Source organism: Paraburkholderia sp. MM6662-R1 (assembly GCF_050436245.1).
Lineage (GTDB): Bacteria > Pseudomonadota > Gammaproteobacteria > Burkholderiales > Burkholderiaceae > Paraburkholderia > Paraburkholderia tuberum.
Map to the genome: position 1 here is coordinate 1,974,900 of NZ_JBNDLV010000001.1, position 22,570 is coordinate 1,997,469.

The window sequence follows — 22,570 nt, forward strand, 5'->3', positions numbered from 1 at the left end:
TCTAACCTCCATAAGCCAGTACCAGGAACGCACGCGCCAGCATCGCGCCGACGCCGACCGCCACGCCGAACAGCAGCAGGCCTTGCAGCAGACGGTTGGTGCGCTTTTGCTCGAGCAGGATCTGGCGGATCACGTCGTCGTTCGCGCCGCCCACCGGATGATGGCGCTCAGCCAGCATGTTATGGACGAGGCGCGGCAACTGCGGCAGCGTCTTGCTCCACTGCGGCGCCTCGATCTTCAGACGCTCGTACCAGCCGCGCAAGCCGATCTGCTCGTTCATCCAGCGCTCGAGATAGGGCTTCGCGGTCTTCCACAGATCCAGTTCGGGATCGAGCGAACGGCCTAGGCCTTCCACGTTCAGCATCGTCTTTTGCAGCAACACGAGCTGCGGCTGGATCTCGACGTTGAAGCGCCGCGACGTCGAGAACAGACGCATCAGCACCTGGCCGAGAGAAATGTCCTTCAGCGCGCGATCGAAATACGGTTCGCAGACCGCGCGGATCGCGCTTTCGAGCTCCTCGACGCGCGTGCTCGGCGGCACCCAGCCCGACTCCAGATGCAACGTCGCGACGCGATGGTAGTCGCGCTTGAAGAACGCGAGGAAGTTCTGCGCGAGGTAGTTTTTGTCGAAGTCCGACAGCGCGCCGATGATGCCGAAGTCGAGCGCGATATAGCGGCCGAAGTGCGCGGGATCGAGGCTCACCTGGATGTTGCCGGGGTGCATGTCGGCGTGGAAAAAGCCGTCGCGGAACACCTGCGTGAAGAAAATTTCGACGCCCTCGCGCGCGAGCTTCGGGATGTCGACACCCGCCGCGCGCAACGTATCGACCTGGCTGATCGGCACGCCGACCATGCGCTCCATCACGAGCACCGTGGGCGTGCAGAACTCCCAGTACATCTCGGGCACGAGCAGCAGGTCGAGCCCCAGGAAGTTGCGCCGCAACTGGCTGCCGTTGGCGGCCTCGCGCATCAGGTCGAGTTCGTCGTGCAGGTATTTGTCGAATTCGGCGACCACCTCGCGCGGCTTCAGGCGCTTGCCGTCGGCCCACAGACGCTCGGCCCACAGGGCGATGTCGCGCAACAGCGCGAGGTCGGAATCGATCACCGGCAGCATCTTGGGGCGCAGCACCTTCACCGCGACCGCCTTGCCCGCATGCTGGCCGGCCTTCACCTTCGCGAAGTGGACCTGTGCGATCGACGCGCTCGCGACCGGCACCCGCTCGAAATCGTCGAACAGTACGTCGACCGGCGCGCCGAGCGACTTCTCGACGAGCGCGATCGCGACCGCCGAATCGAACGGCGGCACCTGGTCCTGCAGCTTGGCAAGTTCGTTGGCGATATCGACCGGCAGCAGATCGCGACGGGTCGACAGCACCTGGCCGAACTTGACGAAGATCGGCCCGAGGCTTTCGAGCGCGAGCCGCAGACGCACGCCCGGCGGCGCATCGAACTTGCGGCCGAGCGTCGTGATGCGCAGCAGCAGACGCACGCGCCGGTCGTTGATGCGGCTCAACATCATTTCGTCGAGTCCGAAGCGGATGACCGTGAAAAATATCTTGAGAAAACGCAGAAAACGCATGGCTGGGCCCGGTGACTAGCGCGTGCCGCGCGACGTGGCGGCGCCGCCCGGCGTTTGCGCGCCGCGGGCTTCGACCTTCTGTTCGATGCGCTCGATGCGCTTTTCGACGCGCGCGAGCGAATCGCGCGCGCGCGCCAGCTCGACGTTGAAGTCAGCGAGCGCGGTGCGCCGCACCAGTTGCGGATTTTCGTCGAGCAGGTACTCGGCGGCGGTGTCGAGCAGATTGCGACCGGTGCGCTGCACATGCTCGCCGACTGAGCGGACTAGCGACGTGACGCGCCACGCGGGTCCGTCACCGATCAGCTTCGCGAGATCTTCCTCCGGCTCCCAGCGCAGATGCTCGGCGAGCTTCGCGATCACGGTCGCGAACTCGGCGTCGCCCTCGATCTTCACGTGCTTCATCACCGCGGCCTGGCCACCTTGCAGGAAGGCCGGCAGTGCGTCGGACGGCACCGAGATCGTCACGTCGAACTGATGCGCATCGGCTTCGTCGAGCGTACCGAGATAGCCGTCGGGCTGCACGAGCAGCGCGAGCACAACCGGCGGACATGACAGGCGAGCGGTCTTGCCCGCGTACGGGGCGAGGCGCTCGCGGGCCCACGATTCGCGGGCGAGCAGATGATTGACAGCAGCAGCGAAGGGCTTGGCGGCGAGGGTCATCGAAGGTGGCAAGAAAAAACCCGCGCGAGCGAGGTGCTTGCGCGGGCTCCCATTGTAACGTCCGTTCGCTTCGCGGCCTGCTATGCCGAACGGCCTAAGCCATGCGCGAGGTGAGGAATCGCCATGCCGTGGCCGGCTCTTTTCGAGGCAAACGCGACTCGATGCTTCGGCATGTCAGTGTTGCTCGACCTGCTGGATGCCGGCAAGCAGCCAGCCTTCGCCAGTGCGGTTCGCCTTCGTCAGATTCCAGACTTCGACGAACGGCTCGGCCGCCGCGCCCGGCTCCTCGCGGATCAAACCGGAGAAGCGCACGCTCGCGAAGGATTCGTTCGCGCGCTCCTCGACGCCGAGCAGCTCGGCGTTCAACTGCACGACGTCGGTCTGGGTCGGCTGCGTGCCGCGCGACGCGAGATCGACGCGCACTTCGGCGAACATTTCCGGCGTCGTGAATTCGCGGATGTCCTCGACGTTGCCGACGTCCCACGCGGCCTGCAGGCGCACGAAGTACACCTTCGCGTTACGCAGAAACGCTTCCGAATCGAAGCCGGCCGGCACCGACGGCGTCGCGCCGAGCGATGGCGTGGTCAACGGGTTGCCCTGCGGTTCTAGATACGAGCCGGTGGGCGGCGCCGTGTAACGCGGCTCCTGAATATAGTCGGTGCCTTTCGTGTTCAGCGACGGCGCCGTGCCCGCGTAGGCAGGCTGCGCCGCATCGCGCTTACGGCCGGTGAAGCGGCGGATGAGCCAGATCACCACAATCGCGATCAACGCGATCACGATCACGTTCGCGAACATGCCGGCGAACGCCTCGCCGAGCCCGAAATGCGACAGCAATGCGGCGATGCCGAGACCGGCCGCGAGACCGGCTATGGGCCCGAGCCAGCGATTGCGGTTCGGCGCGGCGGGCGGCGTGGGCTTAGTCGCAGGCGCCGCCTGCGCGCTCTGCTGCGTGGCCTGATTGTTCTGCGCCGGCTGGGACGGCGGCGGCGTCTGGCGCTGCTGCAGACTATTCGATTGACGGCCGAAGCTGCGGCCTCCGCCCATGCGGCGTGCTTCGGCGTCGAGAGAGGCAAGCGTGCCGGCCATCAGCAGACCGACCATCGCGATCAGTCCGATTCTTCTCGCCAGCGCCCCCTTAACCTTACGAGTAGATAACAAATTCGAATCGGACATTTCGCACTTTCCTTTAAAAATCGATGGGTTAGGGACTCTAGTATTTGGTCCCCACATGCAAAGCTACCACGCCAGCTGACAAATTGTAATATTTGACGCCGTCGAGACCAGCTTGTTCCATCATAGTTTTCAAAGTTTCCTGGTCCGGATGCATGCGGATCGATTCCGCCAGGTACTGGTAGCTTTCCGCGTCCTTGGCGAAGCGCTCGCCGAGCCATGGCAACACCTTGAACGAATACAGATCGTAGACCTTCTTCAGCGGATCCCATACCTTCGAGAACTCGAGCACGAGCAGCCGCCCGGCCGGTTTCAGCACACGACGCATCTCGGCGAGCGCGATGTCCTTATGTGTCATGTTGCGCAAGCCGAACGCGACCGTCACGACGTCGAAGTAGTTGTCCGGAAACGGGATTTTCTCGGCATCGCACAGCAGCGCCGGCGTGATGATGCCCTTGTCGAGCAGCCGGTCGCGGCCCACGCGCAGCATCGATTCATTGATGTCGGTATGCCAGACCTCGCCCGTTTCGCCCGCCTGTTTCGCGAATGCTTTCGACAGGTCGCCCGTGCCGCCCGCGATGTCGAGCACCTTGTAGCCCGGCCGCACGTTCGCCTGGGCGATCGTGAACACCTTCCACGCCCGGTGCAATCCGCCCGACATCAGGTCGTTCATCAGGTCGTAGTTGGCGGCCACCGAGTGGAACACCCCCGCCACCTTCTGCGCCTTGTCCTGTTCGTCGACCGATTGAAAGCCGAAGTGGGTTTTGCTCATCGCGCTCGTCCTTTCGCGTGTTCTTGAATGTTGCGCCGCTCGAGCGGCGTTCGGGGGCGAATCGTATCAGTGACAGTGCCCGTGCGCAGCCGCGGCGGGCACCATCGGCGTGTCGCGGTCGATGCCGGCCGCTGCCAGTTTGGCGAGATACGCGCGCCAGAGTTCATCCTGACGCACGGCCATGTCGTACAGCAGGTCCCACGAGTAGATACCGGTGGCGTGTCCATCGGAGAAGGTCGGTTGCAGCGCGTAATTGCCGACGCCTTCGATCATCGTGATCGTCACGTCGCGCTTGCCGGTCTGCAGGGTTTCCTGGCCGGGCCCGTGGCCCATCACTTCCGCCGACGGCGAATACACGCGCAGCAGTTCGAACGGTAGCCGATACGCTTCGCCGTTCGCGTACTGCAGTTCGAGCACGCGCGACTTCGAATGCAAGATCACGCCTGTCGGCACCGGCGTCTCGGGAGTCAATCCGCTCATGTTGGCCTCATCAGATAACGGCGGGTGATAACGTCGGATCGGCCGCCTCGCACGCCGACGGCAGTCCGGCGATGCGCGGCGACGGGTTCAGCGACGCTCAGCCCAGCGCCTGTTCAATTTCCTGCCGCACGGCTTCGCGCAGCAGCGTGGCGTGCGCGCGGCGCGACGACAACATCGCTTCGGACACCGTGCGCTGGCGCGGCGCCCAGATCGGCAGGGGGAAATGCGCGTCGTTCGAGAAACGCGGAATCACGTGCCAGTGCACGTGCGGCACCTGGTTGCCGAGGCTCGCGAGATTGACCTTCGCGGGCTGCATCACGCGCCGCTGCGCACGCTCGACCGCGTACACGGCCTTCATCACGTGATCGCGCTCGTCGGCAGAAAGATCCGAAAACTCGGCGACGTGAGCGTTCCAGATGACCCGGCAAAAGCCCGGGTAGTCTTGTTCGTCGGCGAGGACGACTCGCAGCGCGTCGTCCTGCCACAGCACATGGCCGCCGTCTTCACGGCAAAAAACGCAGTCCATCGTCGTCCTCGGCAAAAATCGTTGGTCGTGCCATTAAACCAGCACGCGCTCGATTCCGCCATTGTTCGCCCGTTGAACGTAGTCCGCCATCCAGTTTTCGCCGAGCACGTGACGTGCCATCTCGACCACGATGTAGTCCGCCTCGGTACCCGCGTCTTCGTTGTAGCGCGACAGCCCTTGCAGGCACGACGGGCAACTCGTGAGGATCTTGACGTCGGTCGAACCCGCGTTTCCGTGATTGGGCTGCGGACCGTCGCCGGCCTTCAGCACCGAACCGTTCGGCGCGCCCGCGGCGCCGGCCGATGCATTGGCCGGATTGATCGCGTTCGCGCCCGCTTCGGCGACGAGAGGGATGCCGCGCAGCTTCGCCGCGCCCTTGCGGATTTCTTCTTCCTTGCGGAAGCGCACCTGGGTCGAGATGTCGGGACGCGTGACCGCGAGCGTGCCCGATTCGCCGCAGCAGCGGTCGTTCTTCTCGATCTTGTAGCCGTCCTGCTCCGAACCCATCAACTGATTGACGAGCTTGACCGGGTCCATCGTCTTGATCGGCGAATGGCACGGGTCGTGGTACATGTAGCGCACGCCGTTCACGCCATCGAGCTTGATGCCTTTTTCCAGCAGATACTCGTGGATGTCGATGATCCGGCAGCCCGGGAAGATCTTTTCGAATTCGTAACCGGCGAGCTGGTCGTAGCACGTGCCGCACGACACCACCACCGTCTTGATGTCGAGGTAGTTCAGCGTATTGGCGACGCGGTGGAACAGCACGCGGTTGTCGGTGACGATCTGCTCGGCTTTGTCGTACTGGCCCGAGCCGCGCTGCGGATAGCCACAGCACAGGTAGCCCGGCGGCAGCACGGTCTGCACGCCCGCCTCCCACAGCATTGCCTGGGTCGCGAGACCAACCTGCGAGAACAGCCGCTCGGAGCCGCAGCCCGGGAAGTAGAACACCGCTTCGGTGTCGGCGGTGGTCGTCTTCGGATTGCGGATGATCGGGACGATCTTGTTGTCCTCGATATCGAGCAAGGCGCGCGCGGTCTTCTTCGGCAGGTTGCCCGGCATCTTCTTGTTCATGAAGTGGATCACCTGCTGCGTGATCACCGGCTTGCCGACCGTGGCGGGCGGATGCGCGGTCTGCTTCTTCGCGAACTTCTTCAGCAGCTCGTTGCCGAGACGCTGCGCCTTGTAGCCAACGCCCATCATCGCGGTGCGCGCGAGGTTGATGGTCTGCGGGTTGGTCGCGTTCAGGAAAAACATGCCCGCGGCGTTGCCCGGGTTGAACTTCTTCTTGCCCATCTTGCGCAACAGGTTGCGCATGTTCATCGACACGTCGCCGAAGTCGATCTTCACCGGGCACGGCGTCACGCACTTGTGGCAGACAGTGCAGTGATCGGCGACGTCGTTGAACTCGTCCCAGTGCTTGATCGACACGCCGCGGCGCGTCTGCTCTTCGTACAGGAATGCCTCGACCAGCAAGGACGTGGCGAGAATCTTGTTGCGCGGGCTGTACAGCAGGTTCGCGCGCGGCACGTGGGTCGCGCAGACGGGCTTGCACTTGCCGCAGCGCAGGCAGTCCTTGATCGACTCGGAAATCGCGCCGATATCGGACTGCTGCATGATCAGCGATTCGTAGCCCATCAGGCCGAAGCTCGGCGTGTACGCGTTGCGCAGGTCCGCGCCTTCGAGCAGCTTGCCCGCGTTGAAGCGGCCATGCGGATCGACGCGCTGCTTGTACTTGCGGAATTCGCCGATCTCGTCGTCGGTCAGGAATTCGAGCTTCGTGATGCCGATGCCGTGCTCGCCGGAGATCACACCGTCGAGCGAACGCGCGAGCTTCATGATGCGCGCGACCGCCGTGTGCGCGTCCTGCAGCATCTCGTAGTTATCGGAGTTGACCGGCAGGTTCGTGTGGACGTTGCCGTCGCCCGCGTGCATGTGCAGCGCGACGAACACGCGCCCGCGCAGCACCTGCTTGTGGATCGCCTGGGCTTCGTCGAGGATCGGCTTGAACTCGCCGCCGTTGAAAATCTGCCGCAATTCGGCGCGGATTTCCTGCTTCCACGACACGCGAATCGTGCGGTCCTGCGCGAGGTGGAATACGGTTGCGTCGGGTTGCGCGTCGACGCGGTCGGCGAACTTTTCGGCGAACGACTCGTAGCCGAGGCCGACCAGGTAGTGCTGCGCCTCGCGCAGCGACAGGTCGAGCTTGCCGCGCACGAATTCCCAGCGCGTGCGCACACGCGCGAGTAGATCGAGCGCCTGCTGCACGCGGTCTTCGAGCAGCTCGGCGCTCGGGATTTCGTTCGCGTCGTCGCTCTTGCCGAGCGGCAGCTTGCCGCCCTTGAAGAACGCTTCGAGCGCGTCGACCAGTTGCAGCTTGTTCTTCAGCGACAGCTCGATGTTGATGCGCTCGATGCCGTCCGTGTATTCGCCCATGCGGTCGAGCGGAATCACGACGTCTTCGTTGATCTTGAACGCGTTGGTGTGCTTTGCGATCGCGGCCGTACGGCTGCGGTCGAGCCAGAAGCGCTTGCGGGCCTCGGCGCTGACGGCGACGAAACCTTCGCCGCTCTTGCCGTTGGCCATGCGCACGACTTCCGAGGTGGCCTGCGCGACCGCGTCCGCGTCGTTACCGACGATATCGCCGATCAGCACCATCTTCGGAAACGCGTTGCGTTTGCTCTTGGTCGCATAGCCGACCGCGCGCAGATAGCGCTCGTCAAGATGCTCGAGACCCGCGAGAATCGCGCCGCCCTGGCGCGACGTCTCGAACAGGTAGTCCTTGATTTCGACGATGCTCGGAATCGCCTCGCGCGCCTGGCCGAAGAACTCGAGACAGACGGTGCGCGTATGCGCAGGCATCTTGTGCAGCACCCAGCGCGCGGACGTGATGAGGCCGTCGCAGCCTTCCTTCTGCACGCCCGGCAGACCGGCGAGGAATTTGTCGGTGACGTCCTTGCCGAGGCCTTCCTTGCGGAACACGCGGCCCTTGATGTCCAGCGCTTCGGTGCGCAGCAGCTTCTCGCCCGGCGCGTAGTTGCCGTCGAACCATTTGAGCTCGAAACGCGCGACTTCGATGTCGTGGATCTTGCCCATGTTGTGCTCGAGACGCGTGACTTCGAGCCAGTTCCCTTCCGGGTCGACCATGCGCCACCACGCGAGGTTGTCGAGCGCCGTGCCCCACAGCACCGCCTTCTTGCCACCCGCGTTCATCGCGACGTTGCCGCCGACGCAGGACGCGTCGAGCGAGGTCGGGTCGACCGCGAACACGAAGCCGGCCTGCTCGGCCGCTTCGGTCACGCGGCGCGTGACGACGCCCGCGCCCGAGAAAATCGTCGCGACCTTGCGATCGACGCCCGGCAGCTGGGTCATTTCGATCGGGCCGAGCTGTTCGAGCTTTTCGGTGTTGATGACGGCCGAGAACGGCGTAAGCGGCACCGCGCCGCCCGTGTAGCCGGTGCCGCCGCCGCGCGGAATCACCGTCAGTCCGAGTTCGAAGCAGGCCTTGATCATGCCGGCGATTTCGGCCTCGGAGTCCGGCGTCAGCACGACGAACGGGTATTCGACGCGCCAGTCGGTCGCGTCGGTCACGTGCGAGACGCGCGACAGGCCGTCGAACTTGATGTTGTCTTTCTGCGTGACCTTGCCGAGCACGCGCGTCGCGCGGCGGCGCAGGTCGTAGGTTTGCTGGAATTCGCTGGCGAATTGGTCGATCGCGCGGCGCGCGGCCTGCACCAGCTTTTCCACGCGCGCGGCGCGATCGACGCCGGCTTCGTCGCCGTGTTCGCGCAGATCGGCGCGGCGGCGCTTCTCGATTTCGGCGAGACGGTGATTGAGCGCCTCGATCAGAAGCGCGCGGCGCTTCGGGTTGTCGAGCAGGTCGTCCTGCAGATACGGATTGCGACGCACGACCCAGATGTCGCCGAGCACTTCGTACAGCATGCGCGCCGAGCGGCCGGTACGGCGTTCGGCACGCAGTTCGGCGAGCGCGTCCCAGGCGTCGTTGCCGAGCAGGCGGATGACGATTTCGCGGTCGGAGAACGACGTGTAGTTGTAGGGAATTTCGCGCAGACGCGCTTCGGGATCGGCGGCCACCGCGCCGGCGGCGCCGTGCGGATCGAAAACTTGAGGTGCGTTCATGGTTGGACGACTCGGTAGGTCAGCCTGGCGCACTCGTCACGAGGCGTCGGCGGACAATGCGCGTGGGGCGCAATGCTTGAAATCTTCTAGCGCTTCAAGGGGAGCGAGCACGACCGGCGGCCAACTCACGGCGGTCGCTTCGCGGCACTCAGAGACAGCTACACGATCGCGCGTGGCGGACATGCCGTCCCGCCGCGGGGCAGGATTCGCGCGGGACGGGCATTAAATGGGCGATCCGAGGCTGCCAGTGCATCTTCCGATCCTTATTCCAAAACGAAATTCTACCGCATCATTCCGCCACGCGTTGACGGTGGGAATCGGGCGGCGGCGGGGGTTCGGGGGATTTGGCGGTGAGTTTGGCGCTATTTCGCACGCCGCCTCATTGACCGGCCGGACGGTTTGGCAAACTTCGATCATGCAGTTGACAAACGGCCGGGCCAGGGGCGTGCCACCCTTCCCCGGAGCGCTCGGAACGGCCAGAGCGGGCACCGTTGGCGCTATCATTGACGTCTTCCCGTCTTACACAGCGCACCGCGCCACCCGCATGGCTTCCCACGATTACCTGAAAAAGACCCTGACCGCGCGCGTCTACGACGTGGCGCGCGAGACCGAACTCGAACGCGCGCCGAACCTGTCGGCGCGGCTGCGCAACCCGGTCTATCTGAAGCGCGAGGACAATCAGCCGGTGTTCTCGTTCAAGCTGCGCGGCGCATACAACAAGATGGCGCATATTCCGGCCGAGGCGCTCAGTCGCGGCGTGATCACCGCGTCGGCGGGCAATCATGCGCAGGGCGTGGCGTTGTCGGCGGCACGCATGGGCGTGAAGGCGATCATCGTCGTGCCGGTGACGACGCCGCAGCTCAAGGTCGACGCGATCCGCACGCATGGCGGGCCGACCGTCGAGATCGTGCAGTTCGGTGAGTCGTATAGCGACGCCTACGGTCACGCGGTCAAGCTGCAGGAAGAGCGCGGCCTGACTTTCGTGCATCCGTTTGATGACCCCTACGTGATCGCGGGCCAGGGCACCGTCGCGATGGAAATCCTCAGCCAGCACCAAGGGCCGATTCACGCGATCTTCGTGCCGATCGGCGGCGGCGGTCTCGCGGCCGGTGTCGCCGCATACGTGAAATCGGTGCGCCCCGAGATCAAGGTGATCGGCGTGCAGACCGATGATTCGTGCGCGATGGCCGCGTCGTTGCAGGCGGGCGAGCGCGTGACGCTGAACGAAGTGGGCCTGTTCTCCGACGGCACCGCGGTGAAGCTCGTCGGCGAAGAGACCTTCCGTCTGTGCCGCGAATATCTCGACGAAGTGCTGCTCGTGAACACCGATGCGCTGTGCGCCGCGATCAAGGACGTGTTCCAGGACACGCGCAGCGTGCTCGAACCGGCGGGCTCGCTCGCGGTGGCCGGCGCCAAGCAGTATGCCGAACGGGAAGGCATCGAGAACCAGACGCTGATCGCGATCACGTCGGGCGCGAACATGAACTTCGACCGCATGCGCTTCGTCGCCGAACGCGCGGAAGTGGGCGAAGCGCGCGAAGCGGTCTTCGCGGTGACGATCCCCGAAGAGCGCGGCAGCTTCAGGCGCTTCTGCGAGCTGCTCGGCACGCGCAGCGTCACCGAGTTCAACTACCGGATCGCCGACGCGAACTCGGCGCATATTTTCGTCGGCGTGCAGATCCGCAATCGCAGCGAATCGGCGCAGATCGCCGGCGCCTTCGAAGCGCACGGCTTCGCCACCGTCGACCTGACCTTCGACGAACTGTCGAAGCAGCACATCCGCTACATGGTCGGCGGCCGCTCGCCGCTCGCGCGCGACGAACGACTGTTTCGCTTCGAGTTTCCGGAACGTCCGGGCGCGCTGATGAAATTCCTGTCGTCGATGGCGCCGAACTGGAACATCAGCCTGTTCCACTACCGCAACCAGGGCGCGGACTACAGCTCGATTCTGGTCGGCATTCAGGTGCCCGGGAGCGACCACGCGGCGTTCGAGCGCTTCATCGAAACGCTCGGCTATCCGTGCTGGGAAGAGACGAAGAATCCGGTCTATCGTCTCTTTCTCGCCTGATCTCTTCGAACCGGAACGCAACGATGGCGCTTTCGCTCGTCGACAAACTGGTGGTCGCAATCTCGTCGCGCGCGCTGTTCGACTTCGAGGAAGAGAACCGTGTCTACGAGGCCGGCGACCTGCAGGCTTACGAAGCGTTGCAGCGCGAGCGTCTGAACGTGCCCGCGAAACCGGGCGTCGCGTTTCCGCTGATCCGCAAGCTGCTTGCGCTGAACGCCGGCGGTCATCGCGTCGAAGTGGTGATCCTGTCGCGCAGCGATCCGATCAGCGGTCTGCGCGCGTTTCATTCCTGCCGCGAACACGGGCTCGCGATCGAGCGCGGCGTGTTCACGCGCGGCCGCGCGCCGTTCGGTTATCTGAAGCCGCTGAACGCTTCGCTGTTTTTGTCGGCGAATCAGCACGACGTGCGCGATGCGCTCGCCGCTGGCTTCCCAGCCGCACGCGTGTTGCCGGAATCGGCGAAAATGGCGAGCAAATACCCGGACGAAATCCGCATTGCGTTCGACGGCGATGCGGTCTTGTTTTCCGACGAAGCGGAACGCATCTTCCAGCAAGACGGCCTGCGCGCGTTCGTCGGTCACGAGATCGACAACAAGCATCTGCCGCTCGCGGACGGTCCGCTCAAGCCGCTGCTCGAAGCACTCCACCGGCTGCAAAAACTCGCGGACGCGGCCGCGCCGATGCGCATTCGCACGGCGCTGGTGACGGCGCGCTCGGCTCCCGCGCATGAGCGCGCGATCCGCACCCTGATGGCATGGAACATCGAAATCGACGAAGCGATGTTCCTCGGCGGCCTCGACAAAAGCGCATTTCTGCGCGAGTTCGAGCCCGACTTTTTCTTCGACGACCAGATCGGCCACTGCGAATCGGCCCGCGTCGTAACCGCGACCGGGCACGTGCTGAGTGGCATCGTGAACGCATCATGACACCCGAACAATCCCCGCTCGGCAAGTCCTCGACTTACACCGAACAATACGATCCGACGCTGCTATTTCCGATTGCGCGCAGCCATGCGCGCGAGGCGATCGGCATTACCGCGCGACTGCCGTTTTTCGGCACCGACATCTGGAACGCCTACGAGCTGTCGTGGCTGAACGCGCGCGGCAAGCCGCAGATCGCCGTCGCGACGTTCTTCGTGCCGGCCGACTCGCCGAACATCGTCGAGTCGAAATCGTTCAAGCTGTATCTGGGCTCGTTCGCGCAGACTGCGTTCGACTCGGCCGAGAGCGTGCGCGACACGATCAGGCGCGACGTGTCCGCGTCGTGCGGCGCGACCGTGTCGGTACATCTGAGCACACCGCACGAATTCGGCAAGCTGAAAATGGAAGAATTCGCCGGTCTGTCGCTCGACCGGCTCGAACTCGAGGCGAGCGTCTATCAGCCGGACGCGTCACTTTTGAGCGCGGCGCGCGACGAAGCGCCGGTCGAGGAAACGCTGTTCTCGAACCTGCTGAAGTCGAACTGCCCGGTGACCGGTCAGCCGGACTGGGGCAGCGTGCAGATCCACTACGCCGGCCCGCAGATCGATCACGCGGGCCTCTTGCGATACATCATCTCGTACCGCAATCACACCGGGTTTCATGAGCAATGCGTCGAGCGAATCTTCGTCGACATCATGAAGATGTGCAAACCGCTGAAGCTGGCCGTGTATGCGCGCTACACGCGCCGCGGCGGGCTCGACATCAACCCGTTCCGCACCAACTACAACCTGCCGATGCCGGACAACATGCGGCTCGCGCGGCAGTAACTCCAACACAAAAAACAGCGGTAAACGCGACGAGGGCGCCGCAGGCCATCACGACCTGCGGCGCCCTCGTCACATGAAAGCCATCAAAGCGATCAGGCCGCCGGCTTCTTATACGCGACGCAATCCACCTCGACCTTGCAGTCGATCACCATCGACGACACCACGCACGCGCGCGCCGGCGGATTCTCGCCAAAATACTCGCGAAACACCTTGTTGAACGACGCGAAGTCGCGCGGATCGTCGAGCCACACGCCGCAACGCACGACGTGCTCGGCGCCATAGCCCGCTTCCTTCAGGATCGCGAACACGTTCTGGATCGCCTTGCGCGATTGCTCGACGATGCCGCCGTTGATCACTTCGCCGTTTTCCATCGGCGTCTGGCCCGACACGAACAGCCAGCCGTCCGCCTCGACCGCGCGCGCGAACGGCATCACCTGACCGCCCGTTCCCTTTCCGCCTTCCACGCCATATCGCTTCATCGTCACACTCCTTAAAAAGTCGGGCACGCGCGGCGCCCTTGCCGCGCGTGCCGCCATCAATCGATAAAAAATCAGAACGCGCCCTGCGCATCGCCCTTCGACGGCGCACCGCGCGTGACGAACCGGCCAGCCCGCTCGCCCGTCACCGCGCCATCGCGATATGACAGCACGCCGTTGACCCACACCGCATCGATGCCGGCAGCGGGCTGCTGGGGCTTGTCGAACGTCGCCACGTCATGCACTTTCGCCGGATCGAACAGCACGAGGTCGGCGTGATAGCCGATATGCACTTCGCCGCGTTGCGCGAGTCCGAAGCGGCGCGCGGACAGGCTCGTCATCTTGCGCACCGCTTCCTCGAGCGGCAGCAAAGCGGCATCGCGCGCATAGTGACCGAGCACGCGCGGAAACGCGCCCCACAGCCGCGGATGCGGCAGCGGATCGTTCGGCAGGCCGTCGGAACCGACCATCGTCGCCGGATGCGACAGGATGCGCCGCACGTCGTCTTCGGACATGTTGTGATAGACCGCGCCGGCCGGCTGCAGGCGCTTGCCCGCCTCCTGCTGCGAGACGCCCCATTCGGCCGCGACTTCCTTGATCAGCTTGCCCGCCATTTCCGGATGCGGTTCGGACCACGTGATCGTGATGTCGATGTCGCCTGTCACCTGCTTCAGATCGAGCGTCGACGAGCTGCGGTTGTACGGATAGCAGTCGCAACCGACCGGCTGCCCGCCGCGCGCGCCTTCGAGCGACTTCAGCACCTCGACGCTGCGCCCCCAGTTCGACGGCCCCGCGCACTTCAGATGCGAGATCACGACCGGCACACGCGCATGACGACCGACGCGGTAGGCCTCGTCCATCGCGTCGAGAATCGCGTCGAACTCGGTGCGCATATGGGTCGTGTACAGCGCGCCCGCGGCCGCGAGCGGCTCGGCGAGCGCCATCACTTCCTCGGTCGGCGCGGCGAACGCCGAACCGTATGCGAGCCCCGAGCTGAGACCGAGCGCGCCGTGCGCGAGCGCTTCCTCGAGCTGCGCGCACATGCGCTCGATTTCCTCGGCAGTCGCCGCGCGATCGAGCCGGTCCATCTGGTTGTTGCGCAACGCCGTATGGCCGATCAGCGCGCCGACGTTTACCGCCGGCCGCGCGGCGTTCACCGCGTTCACATAGTCGGCGAAGGTCGGGTACTGGAACGCGTCGCGCTCGCCGAGCAGGTTCATCGGATCGGGCGGATCGCCCTTCAGCGATACCGGCGACGCACTGATCCCGCAATTGCCGACGATCACCGTCGTCACGCCCTGGGTGATCTTCGGCAGCATCTGCGGCGAGCGGATCACATGCGTGTCGTCGTGCGTGTGCACGTCGATAAAGCCCGGCGCGAGCGCGCGCCCCTCGGCCTCGATCACCTCTTCGGCGAGCCAGTTCGACAGATTGCCGATCGCGGCGATGCGGCCGTCGCGGATCGCCACGTCGCGCTCGACGGGCGGCGCGCCCGTGCCGTCGTACAGTTGCGCGCCGAAGATCAGCGTGTCGGCGGCTTCGGGATGCGAATGCATGGATCAGTCTCCTAACGGTTGTCGATCGCCGCCGCCGCGGTGCGCGTCGAGCGCGTGCTTCATGCGGCGCAGCAATTCGCGGCTTTCGTCGCCCTGACTGACGGCAAGTTCGGTGACGAGCACATCAAGCGCCATCATCATCGCGTAACGGGACGACGACGGCTTGTAAATGAAATCGGTTTCGAACGCGACGATCGGGATCAGCCAGTTGGCGAGCTTCGCCAGCGGCGACGCGGGCGCCGTCAGCGCGACCACCGTCGCACCGTAGCTGCGCGCGATCTTGCAGTTCTCGACCATCTCGGGCACGCGCCCCGTGGTGGACAGCGCGATCACGACGCACTCGCGCGACACCGTGCTCGCCACCATGCGCTGCAACAGCCCGTCCTGATAGGTCGCGACCGGGCGGCCGAGGCGCACGAGCCTGAAACGCATTTCGTCAGCGAGCGCGGTCGAGCCGCCGCCCATGCCGAACACGTAGATCATGCGCGCATCGCGCAGCGCGGCCGCCGCTTCGGCGAGCGGCGCCTGGCGCAGCAGTTGATGATTGTGCGCGAGCGCCGTTTGCAGCTCGTCGAAGACGCGCGTGGCGATCGGCTCGGGTGCGTCGCTTGCGGTGTCGCGCTCGAGAAACCGCTGACCGACCGCGGCCGCCTGCGCGAGCCGCAGCTTGAGTTCGCGCACGTCGCGGCAGCCGACCGCCTTCGCGAAGCGCGTGACGGTCGCGATGCTGACCTCGGCCTGCTGTGCCAGCGCGCCGATGCTCGCGCGCGACGCGCCGGTCAGATCGTCGAGGATCAGCGCGGCGACCTTGCGTTCGGCCGAGCGCAACTCCGGCGCGCACTCGGCAATGCGCGCGACGATGTCGAAAGCGAGCGGTTCGGCGCTACGGTTCATGGCAGGCGGTGGGGTTCGCGGCACGGCTTTCGCGGCCCTTTCCGGCGGCCTTCGAAACCCATGGTACTAAATAACATTCGTTCAGACATCGTACTTTCGATAACATGGTAAAGTCAAATCCAACTCAATTTACCCGGACGATGGAGCACGGAGACATGAAAGTTACAAACTATCAGGGCGCGACGATTGATCCTTATAGCAAGGGCTTGGGCATGGTTCCGGGCACGAGCATCCAGCTGACGGACGCCGCGCGCCTCGAGTGGAACCTGCTCGCCGAGGACGTCAGCCTGCCGGCCGCCGTGCTGTACGCCGATCGCGTCGAGCACAACCTGAAGTGGATGCAGGCGTTCGTTGCCGAATACGGCGTCAAGCTCGCGCCTCACGGCAAGACCACGATGGCGCCGCAACTGTTTCGCCGTCAGCTCGAAACCGGTGCGTGGGGCATCACGCTCGCCACCGCTCATCAGGTGCGCGCGGCGTACCACGGCGGCGTCTCGCGCATCCTGATGGCGAATCAGCTGGTCGGCCGTCACAACATGATGATGATCGCCGAATTGCTCAGCGATCCGGATTTCGAATTTTTCTGCCTCGTCGATTCGGCTGAAGGCGTCGAGCAACTCGGCGAATTCTTCACCTCGGTGAAGAAGCCGCTGCAGGTGCTGCTCGAACTCGGCGTGCCGGGTGGACGCACCGGCGTGCGCGACGAAGCGCAGCGCAACGCGGTGCTCGACGCGATCGCGCGCTATCCGGACGTGCTGAAGCTCGCGGGGGTCGAACTGTACGAAGGCGTGCTGAAGGAAGAACCCGAAGTGCGCGCGTTCCTGCAAGGCGCGGTTGCGGTCACTCGCGAACTTGTCGAGCAGGGGCGTTTCGCGCGCTCGCCGGCGGTGCTATCGGGCGCGGGATCGGCGTGGTACGACGTGGTCGCCGAAGAGTTCGCGCAGGCGACGCAATCCGGCAAGGTCGAGGTCGTGCTGCGTCCCGGCTGCTATCTGACGCATGACGTCGGCATCTATCGCAAGGCGCAGACCGACATCTTCAAGCGCAATCCGGTCGCGAAGAAAATGGGCGAAGGCTTGCTGCCGGCGCTGCAATTGTGGGCGTACGTGCAGTCCATTCCCGAGCCGGATCGCGCGATCATCGGCCTCGGCAAACGCGACTCCGCGTTCGACGCAGGCATGCCCGAGCCGGCGCGCCACTATCGCCCGGGCCAGCAAGCGCCGCGCGACATCGCCGCGAGCGAGGGCTGGGAGATCTTCGGTCTGATGGATCAGCACGCGTATCTGCGGATTCCCGCCGGCGCCGATCTGAAAGTGGGCGACATGATCGCGTTCGACATCTCGCATCCGTGCCTGACGTTCGACAAGTGGAAGCAGGTGCTGGTCGTCGATCCGCAGTATCGCGTGAAGGAAGTGATCGAGACGTTCTTCTGATCGGACCACGCCGCGCTGACTGAAGCGCGATCTGTTCCGCTAAAGAAAAAGGCTGTGCGCCCCTGGGCTCACAGCCTTTTTTATCGCCACGCGCGGACTAACAATCACATGCGCTGCGCCGCCTCGTCGCCAGCGGTCTCCTGCGGCGCGGCGGCCACGGTCGCGGCGCCGGCGTTGGCCGTCACCTCGCCGATGCGCGTCTCCAACATTTTCAGCGCGCTCGACAACGCCGCGAGCGCCTGATCCGGCAACCCGGCCATGGTGTCGTGCAAGAACGCGTTGCGACGCGGCAGGCTCGCTTCGGTCGCGGCGTGGCCCGCTTCGGTCAGGCGCACGTTGGTCACGCGGTTATCACGCGTATCCATGCTGCGCGCGATCCAGCCCAACCCTTCGAGCGCCTTCAGCTGTCGCGTGAGCGCGCCAGGATCGACGCGCAACCGCTCGACGAGCCGCTTCTGCGACGACTCGCCAGCCTGCTCGCGCAGCGCGAGCAGAATGCGCCAGCGTGGCAACGGATGCCCCACCTGGGCCTCGAATGCCGACATGAACGCCCGATACGTGCGACCAAATTGCTGCATGACGGCGACGCGGTCCTGTTCTTCCATAATCTGCCTGTCCAACACCAAGTTCAAAAATCAGTCTGCGTGAATCACCGGCTCGAGCTTGCGCTGCAGCTTGATCGGCGGCACGCGGCGGGTTTGCCACACCGACACGACGGCGATCACCGCGGCCATCGCGAGACCCAGATGAATCGCCCCGACCAGCGCCTCGCGCGCACTTTCGAGCAACATCGCGCCGTTGTGGCCAGCGTGGGTCAACTGGTCGACGAGCGTGGTCTGCGCATCGCGGTTGATCAGGATCTGCGGATCGCCGAGATCGGCGAACCAGTGCGACGCGTCCGCGCCTTCGAGTGCATTGCGCACACCGCTCCTGTACATGTGGGTCACGAGCGTGCCGGTCAGCGCCGTGCCGATCATGCCACCGATCATCCGCAGCGACTGCAGCAGCGCGGTCGCGATGCCGAGGTGTTCGCGGCCCGCGGTCTGCTGCGCGAAGATCGTCAGGTTCGGCATCACGAAGCCGAGCCCGAGGCCGCCGACGACCATGAACGACATCAGCACCCATTGCTGCATCGAACGGGTCGCGACGACGATGCCAAGGCATGACAGCGCGACCATCGCAAAGCCGATGTACAGCATCAGGTTCGGATTCTTCACCCGCGACACGACGCGCCCGTTCGCGATACTGCCGATCGTGATGAACACGACGAGCGGCGTGATCACGAGGCCCGCCTCTTTCGGCGACATGCCGAAGCCGCCCTGGAACAGCAGCGGTGCGTAGAACAGCAGCGAGAACATCGTGAAGCCGCCGAGCACGGCCAGCGTGAACAGCGCGGCCAGACTGCGGTTGCGGAACATGTCGACGGGCAGGATCGCGGTCGGGCAGCGCCTTTCCCATTTCCACAGCGTGACGGCCGACGCGACGGCGAGCCCGAGCAGCGCGAACGCGCTCAGCGTGACGCCGTGCTTCGGCAGCAATTCGACGAACAGCTGCAGTGAGCCGAGCGCGATCGCGATCAGCAGCGCGCCGGGCCAGTCGAGCCGCATTTTGCCGGTATGTTCGACGTGCCGCAGATGCGGCAGGAAACGCCAGACGAAAAACAGCGACAGCATCCCGACCGGCAAATTCACATAGAACACCGAGCGCCAGCCGTAGTACTGCGTGAGAAAACCGCCGAGCGACGGGCCGACCGCATTGGCGATGCCGAACGCCGAGCTCATCAGCACCTGCCAGCGCAGCCGCACGACGGAATCGGGGAACAGATCGGGAATGCATGCGAACGCGGTGCCGACGAGCATGCCGCCGCCAATGCCCTGCAACCCGCGCGCGAGCACGAGAAACAGCATGCTGTTGGCCGCGCCGCACAGCACCGAGGCGCCGGTGAACACGACGATCGACGCAATCACGAACGGCTTGCGCCCGTAATAATCGCCAAGCCGCCCGAAAATCGGCACGGTGATCACCGAGGTCAGCAGATACGAGGTTGCGACCCATGCGTACAACTCGAAGCCTCGGAGTTCGGACACGATCGTGGGCAGCGCGGTGCCGACCACGGTCTGGTCGAGCGCGACCAGCATCGTGACGAACGAGATGCCGAGCATGGCCAGCAGGGATTCGCGGAACGGTAAGACTTGCCCACTCGAATGGTGGGCGGCGGTATGGACAGCCATTTTTGATGGAGCAAAAGTTGACGTGTCAAAAGATTGGCGATCATACCATGGTGCGACGCGCCAAGCGGGACGGAACGCGTCTTGCAACGCGGTAGACTGACTCCAGGTACGCAAGACACGACATGCCGGGGAGGCCCATGCAGCCGAGTTCGCTCGCAGCACCATCCTTATCGGAGCAGGATCTCGCCGCGCTGCGGCGCGCGAAACACCAGCTCGAAAGCCCCGCGCTCACGATGAAGCTCGCGAGCGTCGTCGGCGCGCCGATCGAGAAGCTGCTATCGCGCATCCCGGCGTTCGCCAACCAAAAAGTGTCCGATGCGACGCAGACCGCGTTGCGCAAATGTCTGTCGATCGCGCTACGCACGCTCGGGCGCCGCGACGACGCCAGGCTTCTCGCGCCCGACAAGCCGAACAACCTGCTGCACAAGTTCGCGGTCGCGACCACCGGCGCGGCCGGCGGGGCGTTTGGATTGATCGCGCTGCCAGTCGAGCTGCCGGTCACGACTACGCTGATGTTCCGCTCGATCTGCGACATCGCGCGCAGCGAGGGCGAGGACCTGACCTCGGTCGACACGCAGCTGCAATGCCTGACCGTGCTCGGCATGGGTGGTACATCGAGCGAGGACGCCGATGCCGACCTCGGCTACTTCTTCATGCGCGGCGCGCTAGCGCAGGCGGTGTCGAAGGCGTCGTCCGAGGTGGCCAGCAAGGGCTTCACGACCCACGGCTCGGCGGCGCTGCTGCGGCTGCTCAACGCGATCGCCGCGCGCTTTTCGGTGCAGGTCAGCGAACAGATCGCTGCCAAATCGATTCCCGCGATCGGCGCGGTGCTCGGCGCGATGGTCAACACCGTGTTTATCGATCACTTCCAGCAGGTCGCGCACGGGCACTTCACCGTGCGGCGGCTCGAGCGGCAATACGGCCAGCAAACGATCGAAGCCGTCTATCGGACGCTCGACGTCACGCTCGACGCCTGAGCCCTGTTCGCGGCGCGGCTCGTCGCGCGTCGCACGAACGCGGCCGCGCGATCGAGCGCGCGGTTCGCCTCCGGCATGAACGGCGCGAACATCGGCCACACGTGCGGCAGGTTTTTCCACACCTCGCATTCGCAATCGACTCCTGCCGCGTGCGCGTTGTCGGCGACGCGGCGTGCGTCGTCGAGCAGCACCTCGGTGCTGCCCACCTGCAAGAACAGCGGCGGCAGACCGCGCAGGTCCGCGTAGACCGGCGACGCGTACGGATGCGTGGCCGGCGCGTCGCCGAGATAGACCTTGGCCGCGCGCTCGATCGAGGCGCCACAGAACATCGGATCGACGCTGTCGTTGGTGCGCAGGCTCGCGCCGGTCGTCGCCAGATCGGTCCACGGCGAGAACAGCAGGCCCGCCAGCGGGCATCGGTGCGCCGGCGTCGCGCAGCGCGACCAGCGTGGCGAGCGCGAGGCCGCCGCCGGCCGAGTCGCCGGCGACCACGATCGAGCTCGGCGCGATGCCCATCGCGAGCAGCTGTCGATAGGCGTCGGTGGCGTCCTCAAGCGCGGCCGGAAAGCGATGCTCGGGCGCGAGGCGGTAGTCGAGGGAGAAGAGCCGCGCGTCTGCGCGGGTAGCGAGAGCGAACGTTAGCGACCGATGCGTGCGCGGCGAGCAGAAGTAGTAGCCTCCGCCGTGGCAATACAGCACCGTCGGCTCCGCGCCGCCGGCCGTGCCGCCGTCCACGCGTTCCAGCCATTCGCCGACGAGCGGCGCCTCGCCCGCGCCATACGTTTCGCGAAGATGCCAGCCGCGCGGCACGCGTGGCGACCACACCCGCTTCGAGGTCAGCGCGCGCGCCCGCTCGACGTTGATAGACGGTTTGAGGGTTTCGGGCCGGAACTGCTTGCGCAAATACCAGCAAGCGAGTGCGCTTTGCCAGCTCATCGGGACATGCTCCTTCGTTGAAGTCCCGTCATGGTACGGGCGGTGGCGGGGACGCCGTTGGTTGGCGGGTTCTAACGGTGTGAAGCTGCTTTTGGCCGCGGCACGCGCGCTCGGCCCACGCGAGGCCCACGCCTAGTTCGCCGGCAACACCTGCCCGCGAATTTCGCCCGTCGGATTCTGCGCGGTATGGACATTGAAGTACCACTGCCCCGCCATCAGATCCGTGACCTGCTGCTCGGTCAGCTTCGCCGTGCCTTTGATCGGACTCGCGAGGCCATTCTTCTCGATCGGCACCTGGACCTTCGCGTTCTGGCCAACCGGCGCGGGACCGTGGAAATTCGCGGCGGTGACTGGACTGCTCAAGTCTTCGTAAGTAGCAGTCCACTGCAGCGATTGGGTGGACGTGTCGAAGGTCGCATTCAGCATGCCGTGCCCGTGACTCACGCGCGGCGGCACTTCGCTCGACGGCTGGAGATTCGCCTTCAGCGCAACCGTATCCGCGAACGCAGCGCCCGACGCAAGCGCCCATACCACCACGGCCAGATTCAATTTTCGCAGCGAAATCATGGTCTTCTCCGGACATTGACGCGCCGCCGCGGCACCCGTGTCGGCCGTGCGGAGCTTCCACATACTAGTGCAAATCATTTGGAGCCGGTGAGGTTGGGATGGTGGCTTGCACGGACCGCTTTAATTCGAACCGGACTGTGATTAAAACCGAAGGCCCGATGGGCAAGGTGCGCAATGCGCACAGGCGTTCTTCACGATATGCCCAAAATACCGGCAAAAACGTAGTGCGAAATCGTTTTAATCGATTTAATCGAAAAGTTAATTGCGCGATTTGTAATGAATAAATGACGCTGTTCCTGGTATGCTTCGATTTGCGAGAAGTGACTCCTTCATCGAAGGATGTCTCCAAATCTTTAAC

18 protein-coding genes and 1 pseudogene are annotated in these 22,570 nt (G+C 64.8%); 5 read left to right on the forward strand and 14 right to left on the reverse strand.

What is annotated here, in order from left to right; genetic code table 11:
• Position 1 precedes the first annotated feature (1 nt).
• From ubiB to OKW39_RS09340, 7 genes are all read right to left on the reverse strand, one after another.
• Positions 2-1,579: a ubiquinone biosynthesis regulatory protein kinase UbiB gene (gene ubiB / locus OKW39_RS09310; protein ID WP_090803000.1), complete on the reverse strand. Its 1,578-nt coding sequence runs from the start codon at positions 1,577-1,579 to the stop codon at positions 2-4.
• Positions 1,580-1,594: 15 nt separating this feature from the next.
• Positions 1,595-2,239 carry a ubiquinone biosynthesis accessory factor UbiJ gene (locus tag OKW39_RS09315; protein WP_090802998.1) on the reverse strand — a complete coding sequence of 215 codons (645 nt, stop codon included), beginning with the start codon at positions 2,237-2,239 and terminating at the stop codon, positions 1,595-1,597.
• 174 nt (positions 2,240-2,413) lie between these two features.
• Positions 2,414-3,412 carry a Tim44 domain-containing protein gene (locus OKW39_RS09320; RefSeq protein ID WP_090802996.1) on the reverse strand — a complete coding sequence of 333 codons (999 nt, stop codon included), beginning with the start codon at positions 3,410-3,412 and terminating at the stop codon, positions 2,414-2,416.
• A 37-nt stretch (positions 3,413-3,449) separates the two neighbouring features.
• Positions 3,450-4,181, reverse strand: a complete 732-nt coding sequence (ubiE, locus tag OKW39_RS09325; RefSeq protein WP_090802995.1) for a bifunctional demethylmenaquinone methyltransferase/2-methoxy-6-polyprenyl-1,4-benzoquinol methylase UbiE — start codon at positions 4,179-4,181, stop codon at positions 3,450-3,452.
• A gap of 66 nt (positions 4,182-4,247) precedes the next feature.
• On the reverse strand, positions 4,248-4,661 hold the full coding sequence (locus OKW39_RS09330; RefSeq protein WP_018419393.1) for a gamma-butyrobetaine hydroxylase-like domain-containing protein: 414 nt from the start codon (positions 4,659-4,661) through the stop codon (positions 4,248-4,250).
• A gap of 97 nt (positions 4,662-4,758) precedes the next feature.
• Entirely contained in the window at positions 4,759-5,187 is a 429-nt protein-coding gene (locus OKW39_RS09335) for an HIT family protein (protein ID WP_184062416.1), read from the reverse strand.
• A gap of 33 nt (positions 5,188-5,220) precedes the next feature.
• Positions 5,221-9,327, reverse strand: coding sequence for a DUF3683 domain-containing protein (locus OKW39_RS09340; protein ID WP_429562482.1), 4,107 nt, complete (start codon positions 9,325-9,327; stop codon positions 5,221-5,223).
• A gap of 415 nt (positions 9,328-9,742) precedes the next feature.
• Between OKW39_RS09340 and ilvA the strand changes: the two genes are divergently transcribed.
• From ilvA to queF, 3 genes are read left to right on the forward strand one after another with little or no spacing between them, the layout of a single operon-like run.
• On the forward strand, positions 9,743-11,395 hold the full coding sequence (gene ilvA, locus OKW39_RS09345; RefSeq protein ID WP_429562483.1) for a threonine ammonia-lyase, biosynthetic: 1,653 nt from the start codon (positions 9,743-9,745) through the stop codon (positions 11,393-11,395).
• A gap of 23 nt (positions 11,396-11,418) precedes the next feature.
• Positions 11,419-12,321 carry a 5'-nucleotidase gene (locus OKW39_RS09350; RefSeq protein ID WP_090802989.1) on the forward strand — a complete coding sequence of 301 codons (903 nt, stop codon included), beginning with the start codon at positions 11,419-11,421 and terminating at the stop codon, positions 12,319-12,321.
• A complete protein-coding gene (gene queF, locus OKW39_RS09355) occupies positions 12,318-13,142 on the forward strand; it encodes an NADPH-dependent 7-cyano-7-deazaguanine reductase QueF (protein ID WP_184053835.1) in 825 nt (274 codons plus the stop codon). Before OKW39_RS09350 ends, queF begins: the two co-directional genes overlap by 4 nt.
• Before the next feature lie 92 nt (positions 13,143-13,234).
• Here the strand turns inward: queF and OKW39_RS09360 are convergent, their stop codons facing one another.
• The 3 genes from OKW39_RS09360 to OKW39_RS09370 all read right to left on the reverse strand — a co-directional run bounded on the left by OKW39_RS09360 (position 13,235) and on the right by OKW39_RS09370 (position 16,068).
• Positions 13,235-13,621, reverse strand: coding sequence for a RidA family protein (locus tag OKW39_RS09360; RefSeq protein ID WP_429562484.1), 387 nt, complete (start codon positions 13,619-13,621; stop codon positions 13,235-13,237).
• 71 nt (positions 13,622-13,692) lie between these two features.
• Positions 13,693-15,174, reverse strand: a complete 1,482-nt coding sequence (locus OKW39_RS09365) for an N-acyl-D-amino-acid deacylase family protein (protein WP_429562485.1) — start codon at positions 15,172-15,174, stop codon at positions 13,693-13,695.
• A 3-nt stretch (positions 15,175-15,177) separates the two neighbouring features.
• Positions 15,178-16,068, reverse strand: a complete 891-nt coding sequence (locus OKW39_RS09370) for a MurR/RpiR family transcriptional regulator (protein WP_090802984.1) — start codon at positions 16,066-16,068, stop codon at positions 15,178-15,180.
• Between the two features lie 155 nt (positions 16,069-16,223).
• Between OKW39_RS09370 and OKW39_RS09375 the strand changes: the two genes are divergently transcribed.
• A complete protein-coding gene (locus OKW39_RS09375; protein ID WP_090802982.1) occupies positions 16,224-17,501 on the forward strand; it encodes an amino acid deaminase in 1,278 nt (425 codons plus the stop codon).
• Between the two features lie 104 nt (positions 17,502-17,605).
• Here OKW39_RS09375 and OKW39_RS09380 read toward each other — a convergent pair whose 3' ends face one another.
• Both OKW39_RS09380 and OKW39_RS09385 read right to left on the reverse strand, forming a co-directional pair.
• The gene (locus OKW39_RS09380) at positions 17,606-18,106 is read right to left on the reverse strand and encodes a MarR family winged helix-turn-helix transcriptional regulator (RefSeq protein ID WP_429335724.1); all 501 of its coding nucleotides are present in this window, start codon (positions 18,104-18,106) and stop codon (positions 17,606-17,608) included.
• Between the two features lie 30 nt (positions 18,107-18,136).
• Complete coding sequence (locus OKW39_RS09385; protein ID WP_429562486.1) at positions 18,137-19,732, reverse strand: MDR family MFS transporter; 1,596 nt, start codon at positions 19,730-19,732, stop codon at positions 18,137-18,139.
• 137 nt (positions 19,733-19,869) lie between these two features.
• On the opposite strand from OKW39_RS09385, the gene OKW39_RS09390 reads away from it, so the two are divergent.
• Entirely contained in the window at positions 19,870-20,709 is an 840-nt protein-coding gene (locus OKW39_RS09390) for an EcsC family protein (RefSeq protein WP_429562487.1), read from the forward strand.
• Here OKW39_RS09390 and OKW39_RS09395 read toward each other — a convergent pair.
• Positions 20,676-21,534: pseudogene (locus OKW39_RS09395) on the reverse strand (alpha/beta hydrolase). The gene OKW39_RS09390 and the pseudogene OKW39_RS09395 overlap by 34 nt on opposite strands.
• Before the next feature lie 243 nt (positions 21,535-21,777).
• On the reverse strand, positions 21,778-22,212 hold the full coding sequence (locus tag OKW39_RS09400) for a CHRD domain-containing protein (RefSeq protein WP_090805584.1): 435 nt from the start codon (positions 22,210-22,212) through the stop codon (positions 21,778-21,780).
• Positions 22,213-22,570 lie beyond the last annotated feature (358 nt).